At 51.7% G+C, this 21,602-nt stretch carries 23 protein-coding genes; 19 read left to right on the forward strand and 4 right to left on the reverse strand.

Annotation, left to right across the window (positions count from 1 at the left end):
- Positions 1 to 65 precede the first annotated feature (65 nt).
- The 4 genes from purE to aroE are packed head-to-tail and all read left to right on the forward strand — an operon-like array spanning position 66 to position 2,938.
- On the forward strand, positions 66 to 575 hold the full coding sequence (gene purE, locus FT643_RS19325) for a 5-(carboxyamino)imidazole ribonucleotide mutase (protein WP_156873065.1): 510 nt from the start codon (positions 66 to 68) through the stop codon (positions 573 to 575).
- 10 nt (positions 576 to 585) lie between these two features.
- Positions 586 to 1,158 (forward strand): Sua5/YciO/YrdC/YwlC family protein, encoded by a 573-nt coding sequence (locus tag FT643_RS19330; protein WP_156873066.1) that lies wholly within the window; start codon positions 586 to 588, stop codon positions 1,156 to 1,158.
- 32 nt (positions 1,159 to 1,190) lie between these two features.
- Positions 1,191 to 2,102 (forward strand): oxygen-dependent coproporphyrinogen oxidase, encoded by a 912-nt coding sequence (gene hemF / locus FT643_RS19335; RefSeq protein ID WP_156873067.1) that lies wholly within the window; start codon positions 1,191 to 1,193, stop codon positions 2,100 to 2,102.
- A 17-nt stretch (positions 2,103 to 2,119) separates the two neighbouring features.
- Complete coding sequence (aroE, locus tag FT643_RS19340; protein ID WP_156873068.1) at positions 2,120 to 2,938, forward strand: shikimate dehydrogenase; 819 nt, start codon at positions 2,120 to 2,122, stop codon at positions 2,936 to 2,938.
- Here the strand turns inward: aroE and FT643_RS19345 are convergent.
- Entirely contained in the window at positions 2,909 to 3,697 is a 789-nt protein-coding gene (locus FT643_RS19345; RefSeq protein ID WP_156873069.1) for a DUF1287 domain-containing protein, read from the reverse strand. The two genes, aroE and FT643_RS19345, sit on opposite strands and share 30 nt — an antisense overlap.
- 470 nt (positions 3,698 to 4,167) lie before the next feature.
- On the opposite strand from FT643_RS19345, the gene fdxA reads away from it, so the two are divergent.
- Together fdxA and FT643_RS19355 are read left to right on the forward strand one after the other, a co-directional pair.
- Positions 4,168 to 4,491: a ferredoxin FdxA gene (gene fdxA / locus FT643_RS19350; protein ID WP_156873070.1), complete on the forward strand. Its 324-nt coding sequence runs from the start codon at positions 4,168 to 4,170 to the stop codon at positions 4,489 to 4,491.
- A 62-nt stretch (positions 4,492 to 4,553) separates the two neighbouring features.
- Positions 4,554 to 5,768 (forward strand): YbfB/YjiJ family MFS transporter, encoded by a 1,215-nt coding sequence (locus FT643_RS19355; protein ID WP_156873071.1) that lies wholly within the window; start codon positions 4,554 to 4,556, stop codon positions 5,766 to 5,768.
- Here the strand turns inward: FT643_RS19355 and FT643_RS19360 are convergent.
- Positions 5,761 to 6,315 (reverse strand): TMEM165/GDT1 family protein, encoded by a 555-nt coding sequence (locus FT643_RS19360; RefSeq protein ID WP_156873072.1) that lies wholly within the window; start codon positions 6,313 to 6,315, stop codon positions 5,761 to 5,763. The two genes, FT643_RS19355 and FT643_RS19360, sit on opposite strands and share 8 nt — an antisense overlap.
- 707 nt (positions 6,316 to 7,022) lie before the next feature.
- Here FT643_RS19360 and FT643_RS19365 point away from each other — a divergent pair.
- The 10 genes from FT643_RS19365 (at position 7,023) to FT643_RS19410 (ending at position 16,339) form a co-directional block, all read left to right on the forward strand.
- Positions 7,023 to 7,814 carry an ABC transporter permease gene (locus FT643_RS19365; RefSeq protein WP_317622080.1) on the forward strand — a complete coding sequence of 264 codons (792 nt, stop codon included), beginning with the start codon at positions 7,023 to 7,025 and terminating at the stop codon, positions 7,812 to 7,814.
- Positions 7,815 to 7,879: 65 nt separating this feature from the next.
- Entirely contained in the window at positions 7,880 to 8,743 is an 864-nt protein-coding gene (locus tag FT643_RS19370) for an ABC transporter ATP-binding protein (protein WP_156873074.1), read from the forward strand.
- Between the two features lie 62 nt (positions 8,744 to 8,805).
- Positions 8,806 to 9,558: a GntR family transcriptional regulator gene (locus FT643_RS19375; RefSeq protein ID WP_156873075.1), complete on the forward strand. Its 753-nt coding sequence runs from the start codon at positions 8,806 to 8,808 to the stop codon at positions 9,556 to 9,558.
- A complete protein-coding gene (locus tag FT643_RS19380; protein WP_156873076.1) occupies positions 9,555 to 11,294 on the forward strand; it encodes a fumarate reductase/succinate dehydrogenase flavoprotein subunit in 1,740 nt (579 codons plus the stop codon). Before FT643_RS19375 ends, FT643_RS19380 begins: the two co-directional genes overlap by 4 nt.
- 78 nt (positions 11,295 to 11,372) lie before the next feature.
- Positions 11,373 to 11,606: a 4Fe-4S dicluster domain-containing protein gene (locus FT643_RS19385; RefSeq protein WP_156873077.1), complete on the forward strand. Its 234-nt coding sequence runs from the start codon at positions 11,373 to 11,375 to the stop codon at positions 11,604 to 11,606.
- Positions 11,607 to 11,615: 9 nt separating this feature from the next.
- The gene (locus tag FT643_RS19390; protein WP_156873078.1) at positions 11,616 to 12,578 is read left to right on the forward strand and encodes a HEAT repeat domain-containing protein; all 963 of its coding nucleotides are present in this window, start codon (positions 11,616 to 11,618) and stop codon (positions 12,576 to 12,578) included.
- Positions 12,575 to 12,946, forward strand: coding sequence for a DUF971 domain-containing protein (locus FT643_RS19395; protein WP_156873079.1), 372 nt, complete (start codon positions 12,575 to 12,577; stop codon positions 12,944 to 12,946). The genes FT643_RS19390 and FT643_RS19395 overlap by 4 nt, the downstream gene beginning before the upstream one ends.
- Entirely contained in the window at positions 12,939 to 13,976 is a 1,038-nt protein-coding gene (locus tag FT643_RS19400) for a YeiH family protein (RefSeq protein WP_198043710.1), read from the forward strand. Before FT643_RS19395 ends, FT643_RS19400 begins: the two co-directional genes overlap by 8 nt.
- A 107-nt stretch (positions 13,977 to 14,083) precedes the next feature.
- Positions 14,084 to 16,120 (forward strand): oligopeptidase A, encoded by a 2,037-nt coding sequence (gene prlC / locus FT643_RS19405; protein WP_156873081.1) that lies wholly within the window; start codon positions 14,084 to 14,086, stop codon positions 16,118 to 16,120.
- Positions 16,121 to 16,126: 6 nt separating this feature from the next.
- Positions 16,127 to 16,339: a YheV family putative zinc ribbon protein gene (locus FT643_RS19410; protein ID WP_156873082.1), complete on the forward strand. Its 213-nt coding sequence runs from the start codon at positions 16,127 to 16,129 to the stop codon at positions 16,337 to 16,339.
- Positions 16,340 to 16,354: 15 nt separating this feature from the next.
- Here FT643_RS19410 and FT643_RS19415 read toward each other — a convergent pair whose 3' ends face one another.
- A complete protein-coding gene (locus FT643_RS19415) occupies positions 16,355 to 16,780 on the reverse strand; it encodes a hypothetical protein (protein WP_156873083.1) in 426 nt (141 codons plus the stop codon).
- Between the two features lie 2 nt (positions 16,781 to 16,782).
- Positions 16,783 to 18,063, reverse strand: a complete 1,281-nt coding sequence (locus FT643_RS19420; RefSeq protein WP_156873084.1) for a hypothetical protein — start codon at positions 18,061 to 18,063, stop codon at positions 16,783 to 16,785.
- Between the two features lie 129 nt (positions 18,064 to 18,192).
- Here FT643_RS19420 and FT643_RS19425 point away from each other — a divergent pair, with 129 nt between their 5' ends.
- The 3 genes from FT643_RS19425 (at position 18,193) to FT643_RS19435 (ending at position 21,504) form a co-directional block, all read left to right on the forward strand.
- Positions 18,193 to 18,675, forward strand: a complete 483-nt coding sequence (locus FT643_RS19425; protein WP_156873085.1) for a hypothetical protein — start codon at positions 18,193 to 18,195, stop codon at positions 18,673 to 18,675.
- A 431-nt stretch (positions 18,676 to 19,106) separates the two neighbouring features.
- Complete coding sequence (locus FT643_RS19430; protein ID WP_156873086.1) at positions 19,107 to 19,580, forward strand: DUF4234 domain-containing protein; 474 nt, start codon at positions 19,107 to 19,109, stop codon at positions 19,578 to 19,580.
- A gap of 67 nt (positions 19,581 to 19,647) precedes the next feature.
- Entirely contained in the window at positions 19,648 to 21,504 is a 1,857-nt protein-coding gene (locus FT643_RS19435; RefSeq protein WP_156873087.1) for a M48 family metallopeptidase, read from the forward strand.
- Positions 21,505 to 21,602 lie beyond the last annotated feature (98 nt).

Below are 21,602 nucleotides of genomic sequence, written 5' to 3' on the forward strand. Positions count from 1 at the left end.
TGCGGTAACTTCGCCGCCTCATTTCCATACCATAACCGTAGCGGCATTTATAGTGAGGTTCCATTATGTCTAAGCCCTTTGTAGCCATCCTGATGGGATCGGATTCCGACCTTCCCCAAGTCGAACCAGCCCTTGATACATTAACCAAGCTCAAAATCGGGTTCGAAGTGAAGGTGACGTCCGCTCACCGAACTCCTCAAATCACCCATGATTACGTTAAAGACGCCGATAAGCGCGGTTGTAGCGTGTTTATTTGTGCTGCCGGCATGGCTGCTCACTTGGCGGGTGCGGTTGCCGCAGCCACGGTTAAGCCGGTGATCGGTATCCCCATTAATGCTTCAATGAACGGCCTGGATTCCTTGTTGTCTACCGTACAAATGCCTGGCGGCATACCGGTTGCGACGGTGGCGATCGGCAAGGCCGGTGCGAAAAATGCCGCCTATCTGGCCGGGCAGATGATGTCACTGGCGGACGCGGATTTGGCACAGCGTCTGAAAGACGATCGTGCGGCAAACGCCCGCGCAGTACAGGAAAAAGACGCAGCACTGCAGGCGCGCCTGGCTCAGAAAGACTGAGTAATCACTCATGTTGGCTTTGCGTCATCGGCTAGGAGCGGTTAATGCATTGGCTCAGGGGGAAGTGATCGCTTACCCCACCGAGTCGGTGTTCGGTTACGGATGCGATCCGTTCAACCCCATAGCGGTACAACGCTTGCTGACACTAAAGCAGCGCCCGGTGGAAAAAGGCTTGATTCTGGTGGCAGCAAATTGTCAGCAGATCGAGCCTTTACTCCGATCGCTTAGTGCCGATCAGCGACACCGTCTGGATGCCGACTGGCCCGGCCCGGTGACCTGGCTGATCCCGGACCCGGAGCAGCTGATCCCCGCCTGGATCAAGGGTTCCTTCTCATCAGTGGCAGTGAGAGTAAGTGCTCACCCGCTAGTGCAGTCCTTATGTCAAGCCTGGGGAGGTCCGATCGTTTCCAGTAGCGCGAATCAAAGTGGCAGGCCACCGGCCAAAAGTGAATACTCACTTTTACGGGCTCGGCGGCAGACCGGAATCGGTGCAGACTATATTGTACCGGGAGCCACTCAACGCAGATCAAAGCCGAGTGAAATCAAAGATTTACAAAGCGGCCGTATTATAAGGGCAGCTTGAACCAGGGCGTCGCCGGGGGCCAAGGGAATTCTATGAGCACAATAGATTTAGACGCAGTTAAGAATTACCTACTGGCGTTGCAGGACGATATTTGCGCCCAGCTAAGTGAAGAAGAGACCGGCGCTTTTGCCTTCCGGGAAGACACCTGGGATCGTGAAGAGGGGGGTGGCGGCCGCTCTCGGGTGCTTGAGAATGGTGATACCTTCGAGAAGGCCGGTGTCAATTTCTCGCATGTGTTTGGTGCCGGCCTACCGGAATCGGCGACAGCTCATCGACCGGAGTTAGCCGGGCGTAACTTTCAGGCGATGGGGGTTTCGCTGGTGATTCATCCGCGTAATCCGATGGTGCCGACTTCCCATGCCAACGTGCGTTTTTTTGTGGCTGAGAAAAAAGACGCTGAGCCGGTCTGGTGGTTCGGAGGCGGTTTTGACCTGACGCCGTATTATGGCTTTAAGGAAGACTGCAAACACTGGCACCAGACCGCAAAGCAGGCTTGCGACCCGTTTGGCGACGATGTATACCGGCGCTACAAAGAATGGTGTGATGATTATTTTTATCTTAAACACCGGCAGGAAACCCGGGGCATCGGTGGATTGTTTTTTGACGATCTGAACGAATGGCCCTATGAAACCTGCTTCGATTTTATGCGCTCGGTGGGGGATGCGTTTATCCAGGCCTATCGTCCGATCGTGCAGAAACGCAAATCCCTGTCCTATACTGGGCAACAGCGGGAATTTCAGCTTTACCGTCGCGGGCGCTATGTGGAATTCAATTTGGTATACGATCGCGGCACCTTATTCGGCCTGCAAAGTGGTGGCCGTACGGAATCAATCCTGATGTCGCTGCCGTCGCTGGTTAGCTGGAAATACGATTGGCAACCCAGGGCCGGTACCGAAGAATCAAAACTGGTCACCGAATTTCTCGGTGCCCGAGACTGGATATGAAGGAACGAAGTACTTCCATGAGTGTTGAACCTTATGCCGTAATGGGCAACCCGATCAAACACAGCCGCTCCCCCCATATCCATAAAGCGTTTGCCATGCAAACAGATCAGGAAATCAGTTACACCAGCATCCTGGTACCGGAGGACGATTTTCAGGCGGCAGTGCGCCGCTTTTTTGCTGAGGGCGGAAAAGGGCTCAATATTACGGTGCCTTTTAAGCAGCAAGCCTATGAAATATCAGACGAATTGAGTGAGCGGGCGCAACGGGCAAAAGCGGTTAACACGTTGATTTTGCGCAGTGACGGTTGCCTGGTTGGAGATAACACAGACGGCATCGGTATGGTGAGGGACATCATGCACAATCATGATGGCCGGTTAGCCAACAAAAAAATATTGGTGGTGGGTGCCGGGGGCGCTGTGCGAGGCGTATTGGCACCGTTACTGGCAGAAAACCCGGCTTTGCTGGTGATCTGTAACCGTACTGCGGAAAAAGCCTTTCATCTGGCGGAAGAATTTCAGCACCTGGGCCGTATCGAGGCACAGCCAATAAGTAAGCTGAATCACACTTTTAACTGGGTTATCAACGGCACCGCTGCCAGTTTGGCCGGTGAAGTGCCGCCGTTACCGGAGCACCTGTTCGAAGCCCATGGTCGGGCGTATGACATGATGTACAGCAAGCAGCAAACGCCGTTTAATGCCTGGGCATTGCAGCACGGGGCAGAAAAAGCCTACGACGGTCTGGGTATGCTGGTGGAGCAGGCAGCCGAGTCGTTCCGTTTATGGCGGGGTGTCATGCCCTCTACCGCTTCAGTCATTGCTGATATGCGAGCGGCTTAACGGTACCTCCGGCAACGACACGGGCTGAAAAGCCTCTTCCAGCAAAGGCCAGGTCTTGATTTCTAGGTTATCGGTTTCCAGCGTATCGGCGGCAGTGCCATCCCCGGCCTGCATCGTTTCCGGCTGCACCGTTAGCGTCGGGTCAAAGCGATAATGCCCCGTAATATCAAAATCAAATAACATGTCTTCCAGTTGCGGACCGCGGCCGATATTGTGAACGATCAGCGGTTCCCCGGTTTTCGGCAACGTCTGGTTGGTGACAATACCGATGTGCGGTAGGTTGCCAGGTAACATCCAGGTGACGATGTCGCCGGGATGGTAATCCTTATACGCTTCGCTTATGGGCAACACTTTACCGTGGCGGGTGAAATAGGCTTGCAGGTTGGGCACCCGGCGGTGGTCGATGTTGCTATCGGGTTTGTTCATACCCCAGATTCGATGTGAAGGATAGGCTTCGAAATCCAGCTTCATATCCTCGTGCACGAGTTGTTGTAAATCCACTCCAAGTTGGCGGTAACTGCGAATAATCACATCGCTGCAGACACCGATGTTTGCGGGTACGTCGCCGCCTGGGTAGGGGATAGAGCGATAGGCGCCGTCATAGGTGACCTGATGCCGGGTGCGTTCGATGGCAGCAGTAACCAGGCTGTTCTCAAATTCGCTCTCGTCGACATTTGCTGCATAGAGGTAAAGCGGGAACAACAAGCACAGTGAAAAGGCGGCGCTCAACCCTCTTGCGCAGAGCGGTAGTTTGGACATTGATCCTCCATGACAGGACAGGCATTCACAGGTAGATTCGGGCTGCAACCATAGCACTTCAGGGTCCTGGCGGGTAGTGGCAAACCGGGGGTCACTTGTATTAGCGCACCTCAGTGAAGCCGTCCGCCGGGGCACAGCCGGTTTCCTCTTCGTTGGTTTATAGCGCCATTATGGTGCATCGTAAGATGGCCCTGCCGACCCTCTATTTACTCTTGTTGCTGGCTATATAGGCTTTTTATATCAATGAATTAGCGCTTATCCAGCGGCGTTGCCCCGGGTTCTGGCACGCCAAGTGCGTAGCTCCAATAGAGAGGTTATAACCGGTTAATACAAGTGACCGACGACGGCTTTGGAATCCATTCAGCTACAGCAACAAGCAATCAGTGAAAGTCTGAATGACAGACCAATCCGATGCAGTCAGCTTGTCATAGCAGGTTATAACATTCAATTATCTAGGGAGCGCAATGATCATGACCTTTGTCGTTACTGAAAACTGTATCAAGTGCAAGTACACCGATTGCGTGGAGGTGTGCCCGGTGGATTGTTTTTACGAGGGACCGAACTTTCTGGTTATTCATCCGGATGAGTGCATCGATTGCGCGTTGTGCGAGCCGGAGTGTCCTGCCAATGCGATTTATGCAGAAGATGAGTTACCCGAGGACCAATTGGAATTCATTGGGATAAACGCGGAGCTGGCGCAAAGCTGGCCCAATCTTGCGGAAAGGAAAGATCCGTTACCGGATGCGGACGATTGGGATGGAGTGGAAGCCAAAGCCCTGCAACTAGTACGTTAGATTCAGGATTGTCGTACATTTGCTGTTAAAATTTGATCTGTTTTTAACGACGGATCCTATAAATGGTGTGGCACAAACAATCAGCTTTACTAACCGGAATGATGGCGACGTTAGCAGGTATCGGGTTGTCGCGTTTTGCCTATACCCCTTTAATTCCGGTTTTGATCGAACAACACTGGTTTGGTGCCAGTGATGCCGCGTATATCGGTGCAGCCAATTTGCTGGGCTATCTGATCGGGGCATTGTCGGCTCACCCCCTGACGGAACGCTTTTCTTATCGTTGGGTTTTGTCGATCGCCTTTGTGGTGGTAGCCCTCAGCTTTTTGTTGTGTGCCGGTCCATTTGGCTTTGCCTGGTTTTTTATCTGGCGTTTATTGTCGGGGGTCGCGGGCGCGATTCTTGTAGTGGCCGGGCCTTCCATGGCGTTGGCTGCAACCCCGGCGGAGCAGCGCACCACCATGAGTATCAAGGTTTTCACCGGCATCGGAGTCGGCGCTATGCTCTCGGCCACGGTGATTCCTGCTTTGCTGGAAGTCAGCTTGACCGCCACCTGGATTGCACTGGGGGTGGTCAGTTTGCTGGTGGGTGTAATCGGCATTGGCGGTTTATTAACACTGGGTTCCGCTCACCATCACAACGAGGCAAACCCCGGCGCACAAGTTGAGGATGGAGGTCAGGCAAACATCGGCGTTTACCCTGCGCTGGTGGTGTGGCTGGTGATCGCCGCGTATGGTCTGGATGCGGCGGGCTTTGTTCCCCACACGCTATTCTGGGTCGACTACCTGGCAAGGGAGCAGGCGCTCGGCCAACACGCAGGCTCGGTGCAGTGGGGCTTGTTCGGTCTGGGCGCCGTGCTGGGGCCGTTGCTGGCGGGGTTTTTCGCAAACCGGATCGGCTGTCATCGGGGGTTGATGCTGGCCTATTCTGCCAAAGCACTGGCGGTGGCGATTCCTCTTATTTCGGTGACCTTAGTGTTTCGCTCCCTATCATCGTTTATTTTTGGCGCGATGGTGCCTTGTTTGGTGGCGCTGACGTCCGGTCGTTTGGCGGAACTGGTGGGGCCGGTGCAACACAAGCGGGTGTGGGGACAGGCCACGGCCGCCTTTGCGGCGGCACAGGCCGTGGCCGGATACGGCATGTCGGCGCTCTATGATTTATGGGGAACCCATTATCCCTTATTCGCCATAGGCAGTAGTTTGTTGCTGTGCTGCGCCGCGTTGATCTGGTTGAGCCAGCGCGTGTTGCTGACAAACCATGCCTTGCCGCAAGTCAGATAACCAGGCTCGCGATGCCTACGGCAATGAATGTAAAGGCGGCCAGAATATTGGCCAGCTTCAGCGGTATCCGCCGCATCAGGTAATCCCCTGCCAGCACCACCGGAACATTGGCCAGTAGCATGCCGAGGGTGGTGCCGATCGTAACAAGGACGACGGAATTGAACTGAGCGCCGAGCAATACGGTGGCGATCTGGGTTTTATCGCCAATTTCGGCGACAAAAAACAACAGGGTTGAAGCCACAAAGGCGCCGTATTTCTGCAGCGGCGATTCGGCGCTGTCATCTTTATCCGGTACTAACAACCACAGACCCAATAGCACGAAGCTGGCACCTATCAGCCAGCGGCCCAGGTCCCCTTGCAGGTATTGGGTAATCCAGTCGCCCAGCCAGGCGGAAACCCCATGGTTAAGCAGTGTCGCAACCAGGATGCCCATTATGATGGCCCATTTGTTTCGGAATTTGGTGGTGAGGAAAAGTGAAAGGAGTTGGGTTTTATCACCGATTTCGGCGAGTGCGACGGTGCTGGTGGAGATGAGTAATGCTTCCATGAAATAACTCCGGTGGGATGGCTAAGAACAGTAAGGCAAACAACAGCCTCCCACCTTTGGGACTGTCGATTGCCTTAGGTCTTGCCAATACCGTGCTGCACAAACTAGCGTGAGGCGTGCATGACGGTACGAATCTGCCATAAGCCATTGAGGGCTCAAGTATGTTGACAGACTCTCTCACTGTGAGAAGACTACTCCCCTAAGGAAGCGATTGATTTTAGAGATTCCCTGTAGAATTGCAACGGTTTAGCCTTGCCAATAATTCTGATTTCCCCTCCCTGTCCATCCGCCCACTTGTTCTATCCGTTAAATAAATTCGATTTCAATTCGGTGCTAATGCACCACCCGTTATCGGTGCAGTGCACTGTGCACGAGCAATCGCCGGATTCGCTCTGCGCTCAAAAGTGAATAGCAGCCCAAAAAAATAACGTTTGAATTTCAGATAGATACAGATCGAAAAAACGCGATTTACCAAACTTGGCACGACAGATGCCTCACTCTTTATGACCCGTTATAACGGGATAGAACAAGTTGGCAACCGACACAGAATCAATAACCAAAGGCTTAGGAGTTCGGCAATGACAGCAAAAGCCCAGCAGGTTTCCATTAAGCAAGTGCACGATGACGCCGCTGCTGCTTGTGCAGCGGCAGGCAACAAGGTGCCGGTGCCCGAAGCCATTCCCCGCAGCCCGATTAATGCAGACGTGATGGGCTGGTTTCAAGATAAAGGATTAAGTTGGGTTGTGCGTATACTCGCCATCATCGGAGCCATCGGCGTTTGGCAATTGGCCTCCAGCTTTCAGTGGTCGTTCTTTCTCAGTTTTGAAAACGTACCGACACCGGTGGTGGTGTTTGATGCGCTGCTGGCGCAACTGAACAACGCGGAATTTTACAAACACATTATGGTCAGCCTGCAACGGATTCTGCTGAGTTACCTGTTAGCTGTGGTGATCGGCGTGTTGATCGGTGTGCTGATGGGAATGTATAAAATTGCCGAAGATATTTTTCTGCCCTATATCGAAATTCTACGCCCCATTCCAGCGGTTGCCTGGATACCGATGGCCATTCTGGTCATGCCTACCGAAGAATCCAGCATCATCTTTATTACGTTTCTGGGAGCGCTGTTCCCCATCATTCTGAATACCGTGCACGGAGTGGAGCAAACGCCGGTGAACCTGATCCGCGCCGCGAAATCGTTTGGCGCTAACGGCCGCAACATCCTCTGGCATGTCGTTCTGCCCGGTGCACTGCCCAGCATTCTGGCCGGGCTTGCGATCGGCATGGGGGTCGCCTGGTTTTCACTCCTGGCCGGGGAAATTATCAGCGGACAATACGGCATTGGTTACTTTACCTGGTCCGCGTACACACTGGTTGAATACCCCAACATCATCATCGGTATGCTGATCATCGGGCTACTCGGCACGGGCTCCACAGCGCTGGTACGGCTGATGGCAAAACCGATGCTGCGCTGGCAAGGGGAAAAAGGCGGCAACCGTTGACGCTAACCCATTTCAGTTCGGTGTAGCGAGAGATATTGAGAGAGATCGAGAGAGGGGAAAATTCCATGGACGCAGCAGTATCAAAAATATTGCCTTACCAAAGCCTGGATAAACGATTGGCGAAGAACAATCAGGGCAAGGGTCACATTGTAATTGATCAGGTCAGTATACGATTTCATGCAAGACACGGGGTAAACACGGCAGTAGCCGATGCCAATCTGAACATCAAACCCGGCGAGTTTGTGTGTTTGTTGGGGCCTTCCGGTTGCGGCAAATCCACGCTGCTGAATTCGGTCGCCGGATTTGTTAAGCCCAGTGAAGGCAGTGTCACTCTCGATAACAAAGCGGTTATTAAACCAGGCCCGGATCGCGGCATGGTATTTCAACAGCATTCGCTATTTCCCTGGAAAACCGTTCTGGATAACGTCGCCTTCGGTCCGTTGATGGCCGGCTCTACCCGCAGTCAGGCGGAGGGCGTTGCGCGCACGTTTCTGGAAGTGGTAGGGCTATCCGGTTACGCCAAACAGTATCCGGCCATGTTATCGGGCGGCATGTTGCAGCGAGTGGGTATTGCTCGGGCGTTAGCCAATTATCCCTCCGTGTTGTTGATGGATGAGCCCTTTGGCGCACTGGATGCCCAGACCCGGTCTTTAATGCAGGAAAACCTGCTGGAGATTTGGAAAGAATTTAAAAATACCGTGCTGTTTGTGACTCACGATATCGAAGAAGCGGTGTACCTGGCGGACAGGGTAGTGGTGATGAGTGCCAGTCCCGGGCGTCTCATTGCGGACATAAAAGTCAATTTGCCGCGCCCCCGACCCACGGATGTTTTTATGGATCCGCATTTTATTGAAGTGAAAGCACAGTGTTTGCAATTAATTCGTGAAGAAACCACGCGCGCGTTTGAGCAGCAGAATAAAACGGCCTGAAGGACACCTGAATTCTGGTCGCCTATTTCACAGGACAGCACATTACTGGACAGGACAACATTATGACTACAGTAGCGATGCACTCAATGTCTCATCAACCATTGTATGTGCAGATTAAAGAAACCTTAAAGAAGCGCATTCTGGACGGCGTCTATCAACCCCATGACCGCTTGCCGTCCGAAAACGAAATGATGAATGCGTTCAGCGTCAGTCGTATTACCGTGCGCCAGGCGTTGCGGGATCTGTATACCGAAGGGTTGGTGTTCAGTGCCCAGGGCAAAGGCACCTTCGTCAGTAAACCGAAAGCGGTTCAGGATGTGCAACGTCTGGAAGGCCTGGGCGAAGCCATGACCCCGAAAGGCTATCAGGCTTCGGCCCGTATGCTGGAAATCGCGGAATGTCGACCGGCAAAAAAAGTGCAGGAAGCGTTGCAACTGCAGAAGGGCGAAGACGTCATCCAGGTAAAACGATTACGTTATTTATCGCAATCACCGGTGTCGGTGGACACCTCCTATTTTCCACTTTCCATCGGCAGAAAATTACTCGGTCGCGACCTCACCGGTGATATTTTTCCGATGCTGGAAAATCAATTGCACATTGCGTTGGGCAAAGCCGACATCCGACTCGAGGCGCGCAAAGCCGATAACGATACCGCAAAGCTGTTGGGCATTGAATCCGGTGAAGCGATTATGTGGGTCACCCGCTTGACCTACGATACGCAGAATAACCCGATCGATTTTGAATACCTCGCATTCCGGGGTGATACCTATCAATACCACTTTACTGTTGATCGCCAGAAGGAGAGAGAACGATGAGCTTATTAGATGATATGACCGTGAAAGACGTAGACGTACTGGTGATCGGTGGTGGTACTGCCGGACCCATGGCGGCGGTGACAGTGAAAGAAAAGAACCCGGAAATGAGTGTGCTGTTGCTGGAAAAAGCCAATGTAAAACGCAGCGGTGCGATCAGCATGGGTATGGACGGGTTGAACAACGCAGTCGTTCCAGGCCACTCGACTCCGGAGCAATACGTAAAAGAAATCACCATTGCCAACGACGGCATTGTGCACCAGAAAGCGATCCTGAAATACGCCGAGCGCAGCTTCGACATGATTCAGCAATTGGATAAATGGGGTGTTCATTTCCAGAAAGATCAGACCGGTGACTACGATATGAAAAAGGTGCATCACCTGGGCACCTATGTATTGCCGATGCCGGAAGGGCATAACGTTAAGAAAATTCTGTATCGACGGTTACGACGTCATCGCGTGGAAATCGAAAACCGTTATCAGGCTACGCGCTTGCTGAAAGACGCAGAAGGCCGTGTTAGCGGGTGTGTGGCGCTGGGTACGCGGGATGCGGATGTGATTGTGATTCGGGCCAAAGCGGTAGTGATGTGTACCGGTCCTGCCGGACGAATGGGGCTGCCTTCATCCGGCTATATGTTTGGCACCTATGAAAACCCAACCAACAACGGCGACGGGCACGCGATGGCTTATCACGCCGGAGCAGAGCTGAGTGGTCTGGAATGCTACCAGATCAATCCGTTACTGAAAGATTATAACGGCCCCGCCTGCGCCTATGTAACCGGCCCGCTGGGCGGATATACGGCCAATGCGCAAGGCGATCGCTTTATCGAATGCGATTATTGGAGTGGCCAAATGATGATGGAGTTTTATAAAGAATTACAAAGCGGCACCGGTCCGGTGTTCCTGAAACTGGATCATCTGGCAGAAGAAACCATCCAGGAAATTGAACACGTTCTGCATAGTAACGAGCGTCCCAGCCGTGGCCGTTTCCACGAAAATCGGGACAATAACTACCGTCACAGAATGGTGGAAATGCATATTTCCGAAATCGGCTTTTGCAGCGGTCACTCGGCATCCGGTGTCTGGGTTAACGAAAAAGGCGAAACCACCGTGCCCGGTTTATACGGTGCCGGTGATATGGCCTCCGTCGCCCATAGCTATATGCTGGGCGCGTTTGTGTATGGCCAGATCTGTGGAGAAGAAGCGGCCTCGTTCGCCGCCGGTCGTGAAACTCCGGTTCTGGATGAAGCGTTTATCGCACAGGAGCGTGACCGGGTATTGGCGCCGTTACAACGTACCGATGGCATTCCGCCAAACCAGATGGAATATAAAATACGCCGCCTGGTGAACGATTATCTGCAACCGCCTAAGTCCACAGTAAAAATGCAAATCGGATTGCAGCGTTTTGCGGAAATCAAGAAAGATCTGCCGCTGCTGTACGCTCGTGATCCCCACGAGCTGATGCGCGCGGTGGAAACCCAGCATATTCTGGATTGCGCCGAAATGGCAGCTGTGGCATCACTCTTTCGCACTGAAAGTCGTTGGGGCCTGTATCACTACTGCGTGGACTATCCGCAACAAAACGACAAAGACTGGTTTTGCCACGTGCAATTGAAAAAGGACGAAAACGGCCATATGGCTTGCCACACACGACCGGTAGACGAATACGTGGTACCGCTGGATGAAGAGGAAAAAGACGCCTACAGCAAATTGCGCGTCAAAGCCGTCGCTAATGCCTAGTGTAGAGCCCTTGTGCAACGCTCTGGAATAAACCAGGGCAGAACGATTTATTAGCGAAAATATAAGAGAGGAAGAATTATGCCAGTCGCTATTCAGGTTACTAATGTTCCGGTAGAAATCGACAATGATAAATGCATTGCCGATAAAGGCTGCCGGACCTGCATTGATGTGTGTCCGTTGGACGTGTTGTGTATCAACGAAGACACCGGCAAAGCCTATATGAAATACGATGAATGTTGGTATTGCATGCCCTGTGAGGTGGATTGCCCCACAAATGCAGTAAAAGTTTCCATTCCCTATTTGTTACGCTGAGGTGTTGCTATGACCAATTACGACGATCCTTTTCTAGCAGATCTGGCGCTGCGGATGCAATCCGAAGATTCCGGAGTGCGCCGTGTTGCCGTAATGGAGTTGGTGGACAGTGCGGAACCGGAAGCGGTGGAGCTTCTGATCCTGGGATTAAAAGACGATGATTCTCTGGTGCGCCAGGAAGCCGCCAAAGTGATAGACGAATTTGAAGCCGGAGACATGACCGAGGTGTTGATAGAAGCACTGATGTCAACGGACGAGCATGTACGTCAGGCTGCCTCCAATGCAATGTCCGACATCAAGGACCCCCGGGTTGCCGGTTCGTTAATTCAGACGTTAAATAGCCATCCCCAAGACCCCACTGTGTTGGCGGGGGTACTGCGGGCACTTAAGCCGATGACGGTGCCTGAAGCAATGCCGCTGGCGTTGCAATTGATTGGCCACGCCGATGCGGAAGTGCGCCGCGAAGCAGCTGGAGTGCTTGGCTATCTGCGTGACCCTTCCACACTGGAGGCATTGATCGCACTGGGTCAGAACGATGCCGACAGCGAGGTACGACGGGTTGCTACCGGCACGCTGCGCTACGGAACCGCGGAGCAGGTCGCGATGCCGTTGATCAAAGCGTTGCAGGATGAACATTGGCAGGTGCGAACCGAAGCCGCAGCGACCCTGGGGCGTCTGGGGGCCGGGGCTGCGGTAAAAGCGTTAATGGATGCCACCATGGATCCTTACTGGCAAGTGCGGGAAAAGGCAGCGGAAACGCTGGGTAAGCTGGGTGACAGTAAAGCGATACCGGCGTTGGGTAAATGCGCCAAAGACGAAGTCTGTAATCTGCGCAAGGCGGCCATTGCTGCCATGGGTGAGATCGCGGATATCTCGGCCATGCCTTATATCCAGTATGCTATGGATGATCCGGACCCGGATGTGCGCAAATTGGCGCGCTGGGCGTTGACCAAGCTGGATACAGCTGCATGAGCCGCCCGCTGTCGAAGCACCTGGTGCAACCGCAACGGGTCGCCACTCCGCTGCCGCTCAATATTCATGTATTCCACCCGGGCAAGCAGGTGGAAATAGAATGGGATGATGGGCTCACCACCAAAACTGATTTTGTCGAGTTTCGGCGTTACTGCGCCTGCGCGTGGTGCCGTCAACAAGGGTTGATCGGTCATGATCCGGCTCCGGAGAGCAGCGTGATTAAAGCGATCTGTGCCGTCGGTGAGGTGGGTATTAATATCGCCTTCACCGATGGCCACGACCGAGGTCTATTTCCCTGGGAATATCTGCGCACAATTGCCGACGGCACGATTGCAAACGGCAGCCGCGGGAACGCGTCGGATGAGTGAAAAAGAACAATCGGCTTCGTTGGATATGCTCAGCGCCGGTCACGCGCGGATCAAGCATCTGCGAACCTATATGCCGGGAGTGGTGCTCTGTGCCACTGTCGCAATGGCGGCACAGTTTATTGGTGAGCATTACGGTGGCCCGGTGATTTTGCTGGCATTGCTGCTGGGCATGGCGTTCAACCAACTGGCGGAAGATACCACGTTTGAACGCGGCATCGAATTTTGTGCGCGTTCGTTGTTGCGTTTTGGTGTGGCGCTGCTCGGAGTGCAAATCAGTTTCGATCAACTGCAAACCATTGGCTCGGCACCCTATGTACTGGTATTGATTTCGGTGCCGTCGGTGATCGGATTTAGCTTTTTAGTCGGCAAGGTACTGAATTTCAATCCGGTGCAGAGTTTGATTGCGGGTATTGCGGTGGCCATTTGCGGCGTTGCCGCGGTGTTGGCTGTGCTGGCCGTTATTCCCAAAACCAAACAGGATGATAAGCACAGTCTTTGTATATTAGTGGGGGTCACCGGGGTCAGTACTTGCTGCATGTTGTTATACCCGCTGCTGGCAGGCAGCCTGGGCATTCAGGATGACGGGCTGGGGTTGTTTTTGGGCGCTACCATTCATGACATCGCGCAGGTCGTGGGCGCGGGTTATCTGGTATCCGATCACGTGGGTGACGTTGCAATCTTTACAAAGATGCTAAGGGTGTCGTTGCTGGTGGTATTGGTTTTATTGGTGTCGCTGTATTACCGTAAACAGGCGGTACCCCGTAGCAAGGGTATCAGCTTGCCGATTCCGGCGTTTTTGATCGGCTTTATGTCGCTCATGATATTGGTTAACACGGTCGACGTAGCGCAACCGTTGGTGGACGAGTTGGGCCATTTCTCTCGCCTGTGTTTGTTGTTGACCATTGCTGCGTTGGGGGTCAAGACCCAGTTGGTGGCGATGGTGAGAAAGGGTTGGAAATCGTTGATTCACCTGATCTGTAATACCCTGTTTCTGGCGGCGCTGACCTTGTTGCTGTTGCAGTTGTACTAGTGTTTCTTCCCTGTTCTTTCCCCTATCAAATCCGCTACACTTAAGTGTAAGTTAGATACTCTAACGGTCAGCCTTCCTCTTATAACCACTGTCACTGTAGTGAGACTATGAATAGCCTATTAGAATCCCAAGTCCTACCGCTCTTCAGCCAAATTCAGCCGGAACAGGTTGAACCCGCCATTAGTCAAATAATTGAACGAAATCACCAGCGTATTGCAGAACTGGTCGAGCACGCCGAGCAACACGAAGTCACCCTGCAGAACTTTCTGTTGCCTTTCGAAGAACTGAATGACGATTTGTCCAAGGCCTGGTCTCCGGTTAGTCATCTGAACAGTGTGATGAATAATGAAGCACTGCGTAACGCCTACAACGCGTGCTTGCCCAAACTATCGGAATATTCCACCGTCTTGGGACAGCATCAGGGGCTGTATAAAGCCTACAAAGCGTTAAAAGAATCCCCGCAATTCAATGACATGACGGTGGCGCAAAAAAAGGTGATCGATAATGCGCTGCGGGATTTCCATTTGTCGGGCATTGATTTGCCCAAGGACAAGCAAGTCCGCTATGGCGAGATCAGCAAGCGGCTGTCGGAACTGACCAGTAAATTTTCCGAAAATGTATTGGACTGTACAAATGCATTCAGTCACCACGTTAAAGACGAAAAAGAGTTGAGCGGGCTGCCGGAAACACAGTTGCAGGCCGCAAAATTGGCCGCTGAAGCGAAACAAATGGATGGTTATTTATTAACGCTGGATATTCCGGTTTACATTGCCGTAATGACCTATTGCGATAACCGGGATCTGCGTAAGACATTTTATGAGGCCTACAACACCAAATCCTCTGAGTGCGGGCCTTTTGCCGGGCAATGGGATAATAATCCGTTAATGGATGAGATTCTGGCGTTGCGCCATGAATTGGCTGTGCTGTTGGGGTTTAATAATTACGCAGAACGTTCCATCGCCACCAAGATGACCGAGACCACCGATCAGGTGCTGAACTTTCTCTACGATCTGTCGGAAAAGGCACTACCGGCCGCGCGAAAAGAAGTTGAAGAACTGCAACAATTCGCTGCATTGCAATTTGAGCACCCGGATCTGCAAGCCTGGGATGTGGGCTACTTTAGCGAAAAACTAAAACATCAGCGCTATGCTATTTCCCAAGAAGCACTGCGTCCCTGGTTTCCATTGGAAAAAGTCCTGTCCGGTTTATTTGAAATTGCCACCCGCTTGTTTGGTGTGACGTTTGAAATGGATAGCCGTGTTGATGTGTATCACAACGATGTACGTTTTTATCGCGTGTATCGTGATGGCGAAGCGATAGCTGGATTTTATCTGGATCTTTATGCCCGTGCCAATAAGCGGGGCGGTGCCTGGATGGATGTCTGCCGTTCACGCCGTCGTACTGTGGCGGGGGAATTACAAAAACCGATTGCTTATTTAACCTGTAACTTCAATGGTCCGGTGGGAGAAAAACCCGCGTTGTTGACCCACTCCGAAGTCACCACTTTATTCCACGAATTCGGCCATGGCCTGCACCATATGCTGACTCGGGTAGAGGAAGATGCCGTATCCGGCATTGCCGGGGTTGCCTGGGACGCGGTTGAATTGCCCAGCCAATTTCTGGAGAACTGGTGTTGGGAAAAAGAAGCCATACCCTTGATGTCCGGCCATTTCGAAAGCGGCGAACCGTTGCCGGATGAAATGCTGGAAAAAATGCTGGCCGCAAAAAACTTTCAGTCGGCCATGATGATGGTGCGCCAACTGGAATTCTCCATATTCGATTTTCGTATCCACCTTGAATATCAACCGGGCATGAATATTCACTCGGTGTTGCAGGCCGTGCGCGAGCGTGTTTCGGTGATCTCGCCACCGGAGTTCAATCGCTTTGAATGCAGCTTCAGCCACATTTTTGCCGGTGGCTATGCGGCGGGTTATTACAGTTACAAATGGGCCGAAGTGTTGTCTGCCGATGCGTTCTCCCGCTTTGAAGAAGAAGGCATTTTTAATTCTGAGATTGGTCGGGATTTTCGCCAGCACATTCTGGAAATGGGCGGATCGGAGGAACCGATGGCATTGTTCAAGCGTTTCCGTGGCCGCGAACCGAAAGTGGATGCGCTATTACGACACTCCGGGTTGACTGGCTAAGTGGTAATGCGGAAACAGTTTATCGCGGGGGCCAAGTGCCCCCAATGCAATCTGCTTGATAAAATCTTCGTTTATCACAAAGACGGCGATGACATTGCGCAATGTAATGCCTGTGGCTATATCAGTGTCAGACCGAAGGAGGTCGAACCCCAGCCGGAGCCCGTCGATGTCGATGGCGTGGTGAAGATAATGGGTAAGAAGCCGGACAGCAAAGAATAGACAGTCCGAGTGGCGCTAGTTCACCCGCCCCACTACTTTCACGCCGTCCGTCAGGTCTTTGCTGTCAATGTAGCCGATGGCGTTGTGATTGCTTTGCACTGCGCTCAGGATCGCCTGAGTGTCGCCCATGGTTTGCGGAGGAGTGGCGCGCCCGGTGAACAGCAGTTTGGCCCAGTAGGCGTTGACCTCGGCCACGCTTTTGTTAACCAGTTTGTTATAAAATTCATTGCGCACCGCGGATTCCGGCGTCTGATCCAACCGAAGGATCAGGCTGCCATCGGGAAAATGCAGGTTACGCCCCATATACAAATCCACCAGTTCCCGATGGCTGAAACTGCTAACCGGATTGTTCGCATTCACCACCACAACGATCTCGGCCCTGGCAATGCCTGCCAGTAGCAACCCGATCAATAATGTGGTGTTTCTTGCAAATTGTCTCATATTCAAAATATACAATTCAGATTAATGGAAAACGTATTGATCTCTTCATCCTGCGCGGGCAGGGTGCGTACATCCCATAAAGCAGCGGAATTGGCACCGATCCAGGCGTGATCCCACTGCATTTTCAAAGCTAGATTGTAACCAAGGGCCCAGCGCACGCCGGCCGTCAATGATTTCTGATCAACGCGAACCCCATCGTAAGCGGTTTGCGATGCCTGTTGGATGGCAGCCAGTTGTCCGGTCAGTACCGGATTGGTATCAAACACCGGTGCATCCGGAACCAATACCCGGTCATCCTGCGATTGCGCGCTGGCCACCATAACATAGGGCGTGAAGTCATTGATCCGATAACCTACGCTCAAATAGCCGTTCAATTGGGAAGAATACAGGTCGACCTCGGAATCAAAAAAACTGAGCTCAGTTTGGATTTGCCAGGGATTATTAAAATAGGCTGCGCCGAGCGCGTAATAGCGGATATGGGGGTCGCTGACATAGAGCCGGTCAATAATGGACGTGGCTTCCGGCCATAACGGGGTTAGCAGCTGCAAATAGCCAGCCAGGGGTTCTGTTCCCAGAAAGTAGTCGCCCTTTTCGCCGAGTTTATTGTCGGATGCACTGAACCTCAGTTGCCAATGTTCGGATTCCCAGGTGATCGTGGTACCGATAATGTCGTTTAATTCAATATCAACAATATTACCCTGCGAAGACGCGTTGGTTTTGCTGCTGCCCGCGAATATTTTTGTGCGCAGTGTGCCTTCCCCTACTAATGTGGACCAGGTCAGATCGGCTCCGTCATAACTGTCAAAGGTGCCTAACGTGTAAAATTCGGAAGGAGGCCGGGCCCACAAGTAAGCGAAACCCACGTCGAGGTATTCCGATAACATGAACAAATCAAAACGAAGTCGCCCGGCCCTTACCGTCCAATCCGGGTTGATACGGTAACGTAAAAATGCCCAGCCTACGCTGTTTTCAAAGCTATCAACGGTGCGGTCTTTGCCCACCAACTGCACGCCGCCACCAAATTTTTCATTGGCATTGAAGTCAAATTGCAATCCAACCATCGAGTCGGCGGCAAAAGACCAGTCTCCGTCATAAACCGGTACGCTGATCTGATCACGGTGAAACCCCAGATCTTCATTTCCACTTTTGGTTAAACCCAGGGTTGCAAAGCCGCTAAAATGAAAATGCTCGTTGCGCAGAGCGGTTTCAGCCAGGCACGCGCTACTGACTGACGTCAATGCCAGTGCCAGTAATAGCGTGCGTAGCCGGTTCTTCGTTTCCATAAGTCTCAGTCTAGCAGGGGGAACGCTAACATCAACGAAGGTAAAGCTGCTATAACGTAGCAGCACCCTGAGTGGGCGAACGGATTAATTTTGTTTTGTAACACTCGTTAACAGAATAGAGGTAAGACCATGTCAATCTATGAAACCCCGACCGCTCAGGTAGAACAGAATGGGCAAAAGTTCGCACGGAAGGGGAACAAAACTCTGGCTGTACTGATCGGGTTTGCTGTGGACTTTGGTCTCACCATTGTGGGGTCCACCGTTGCTACTTATCTGGTGGCTGCGATGTTGCTCAAACAGGGGGTCGGGGCGGACCAGTTGGAACAGCAAGTTGCTCTGTATTGGCCCACGGTCATGGGCTCGCCTTTGGGTTACGGGCTGATGGTTTTTGGCACTTTCACGTCGTTTCTGGGCGCGTACCTGGCCGCCCGTTTTGCCAATGACCGTGAATATGTGATCGCAACCGTGCTCGCGCTGATATCAATCGGCTTTTCATTGGGGATGGCCAGCCCCTCAGAGGGCGCGATGCATTGGGCGTTAAGTGGCGTGGGTGTGGCGGTTATCTATCTGGGAGCATACACCCACGTACGGGCTAAGCGTGGTGGCGAATAACGAAAAGGGGACGGCACGACAAGGAGCGAGCCTGATGGGATCTATCTTATTGATTTTATTGGAATCATGAAAAAAAACCAAAACCCTCACGAGTTTAGCGTTGTTTTGATCGCTGGCCACAGCTTGGTTTTTGGGTGTATTTTTTTAAAAAGTAAGACGGGATTTGCAGAAATAAAACTCGCAACCGGAAAAATTGACTATAATTTGTACAGGGCAGTACGTGGCTACCTCAACGTAAGTGAGGTGGGCTCACCCATTTAACTAAACGTAACCAAACCAGAGACATCAGTGTAATCGCTTGTCCGTGCATCGCTTTATGCCATAGACGGGCTAACACTGCTTCACCCAGTGAATACGACCCGACTGTGCTTTTCTCAACTAGCGGTCACGGTGAAGAATGTCTTACTTCTATAGGACGCAAGGAGATAGGAATGAATAACCCGTATAGCGCACCCACCTCAGACGTTAATGTGATCCCGGAAACCAATGGTCTGCATGTCTTACCTCGATTTAGTGCGTGGGGCGTCGCCGGTTTAACGATCATTACGTTCGGCATTTATTACATGTATTGGCTTTACTCCAGAACCACGAAGTTGAATAACGTTGTGGAAAATAAAGTTCCGATGTGGCTGGTTTACCTTTCGATTGTTTCTTACTTATTTTATATGGCAATGAATATGATTCCGGAAAGCTCCATAGCGTCACTCACTGTCGTGTTCGGAATTTTAAGCGTGGTGCTTGTCTATATCGTTTCCTACTATTGGTGGCTGTATGCAGTCCGGTCGCGTATTACGGTATTGGCCAATGACAGTAACTTTAAAATCGGTGGCATCAAAACTTTCTTTTTTCAGCCACTCTATCTGCAATATAAAATTAATCAGTATCACGATCAGCACACTGAATAAGGGTGTTATCACCGTAGTGTCGTGTGTGGCAATTGCTTTGATTATGAATATCCCAAGAGAAAAATAGATGCCAGAGCTAACGGAAGAACAATTTATTGAGTTGGTTAAGCGATCCGAAACGGAAGCGGAACAAAATATAACGAGATATAAGCTAAAGCTCGCTTTGTTTGCAGGGTTGGGTTATTTCGTCATTTTTTTCCTGGTGACGGCTTTGCTATTTCTGGTTGGTGGAACCATCGGTGTGGCGGTTTTCAGTAGCAGCCTGTTCTTACTACTCATAAAGAAAAAAATAATAATTGTAATATTAATTGCCATCTGGACGTTCTTGAAAGCGTTGTGGATAAAGTTCGACACCCCACAGGGGCATGTGTTGGAAAGGGAGAAGTACCCTAATTTATTTGAAGAGCTGGATAGCCTTACGACAACGCTGAATGCATTAACAATACATCAGGTTATTATTGAGGATACTCTCAATGCGGCAGTGATCCAGCATCCCAGATTTGGTTTGTTTGGGGGCAATAAAAATACGCTATTTCTGGGTATACAGCTGCTGCTGGCATTGTCTCCAGCGGAAATGCGTTCGGTTCTGGCGCATGAACTGGGTCATTTATCCGGTAACCACAGTCGCTTTTCCGGATGGATTTATCGCGTGAGGCTGAGCTGGTTTCGGATCATGGATGCATTCGAAAACAGTGATTCTTTCGGTGCTGGATTGATGCGTCGTTTTTTTAATTGGTATGCGCCGAAATTCTCAGCGTATTCTTTTGCGCTTGCACGTACCAATGAATACGAAGCAGACCAGGTTGCGGCTCGGCTAACTTCAGCGGACACAGCGGCCAAAGCGTTAATCAATGTATATGCACAAGCACCCTATATCGACGGTGAATTCTGGAATACGTATTTCAAACAAGCCGATGATAGGCCTTCCCCGCCGATTCCACCATACGAAGGACTTGCTCAGTTTCTCAAGCAAACCCCCATTTCCCGCCAGCGCTTACTGGAAAATATCAAGCAGGTGATGCAGGAGGAGACACATTATGCCGATACGCATCCGGCGCTAAGGGACCGGGTGGAAGCGATCACACACGACGCGGTCCTACCGGACACGTTCGACGTTAACGCAGCCGAATCGTGGTTGGGAACGGGTTACCAGGACATCCTTACGCGATTCGACCGTGATTGGATGGCGCGCAATGAAGAAAACTGGAAGAACCGTTATGACTACGTTGAAACCGCGAGACGTGTTTTAGCAAAAAATCGGGACGTAGATCCAAACACGTTAAACGACGATGAACTGTGGGAACTAAGCCAGTATAAAGATGAGTTTGAGGGGGACGACGCAGCGCTAGCGGTTTATCAGTGTTACCAGCAGCGCCATCCTGATAGCGTGGGGGCCGCGTATTACATTGGTCGAATCCTTTCTGCAAGGGGAGATGTGTCCGCAATCGAGCACTTGCGTATTGCCCTTAACCATCCGAATACCCTGCAACAAGCCGGGCAGTGGGGATATCAATTGTTGAGTGAGCAAGGCAATGAAGGGGTTGCAGAGAAATGGTGGCAAGAGGTGCTTCAGGTCAACGAAGGGCAACGGATCTCTGCACAACAACGGGAATCCATTTGTTTATCGGATACCCTAAGGACACCGGATATTGACGACAGCCTATTGCAAAGTACGGTTGATCTGCTTAAAGCGCACCGCAATGCCGGTGCTTGCTGGTTAGCCCAAAAGGAGATTCAGGACGACGGCGCTCCCGTTTACATTATCGCCTTTCGCCCGCGTGGATTTTATTGGAGTTTTAATAAAGCCCAGGCTGCTGTTGCAGAAGCCTTGACGGTGGATGCGGATGTCTTTGTGGTTTGCCTTTGGGGAGATAACAGCAAGCTTGCCAAAAAAGTAAAAAAGGCGGGGATCAAGATCGTTTAATCCTGTAAACCCGGGTCTTGTCGCTGGCCATATTGAACATAATTAAACATACTCTGTCGGATTAGGGCTTCGTGTCCTTTTCCGGGATAACGAAAGAC

It is taken from the genome of Ketobacter sp. MCCC 1A13808, assembly GCF_009746715.1.
Taxonomy (GTDB): domain Bacteria; phylum Pseudomonadota; class Gammaproteobacteria; order Pseudomonadales; family Ketobacteraceae; genus Ketobacter.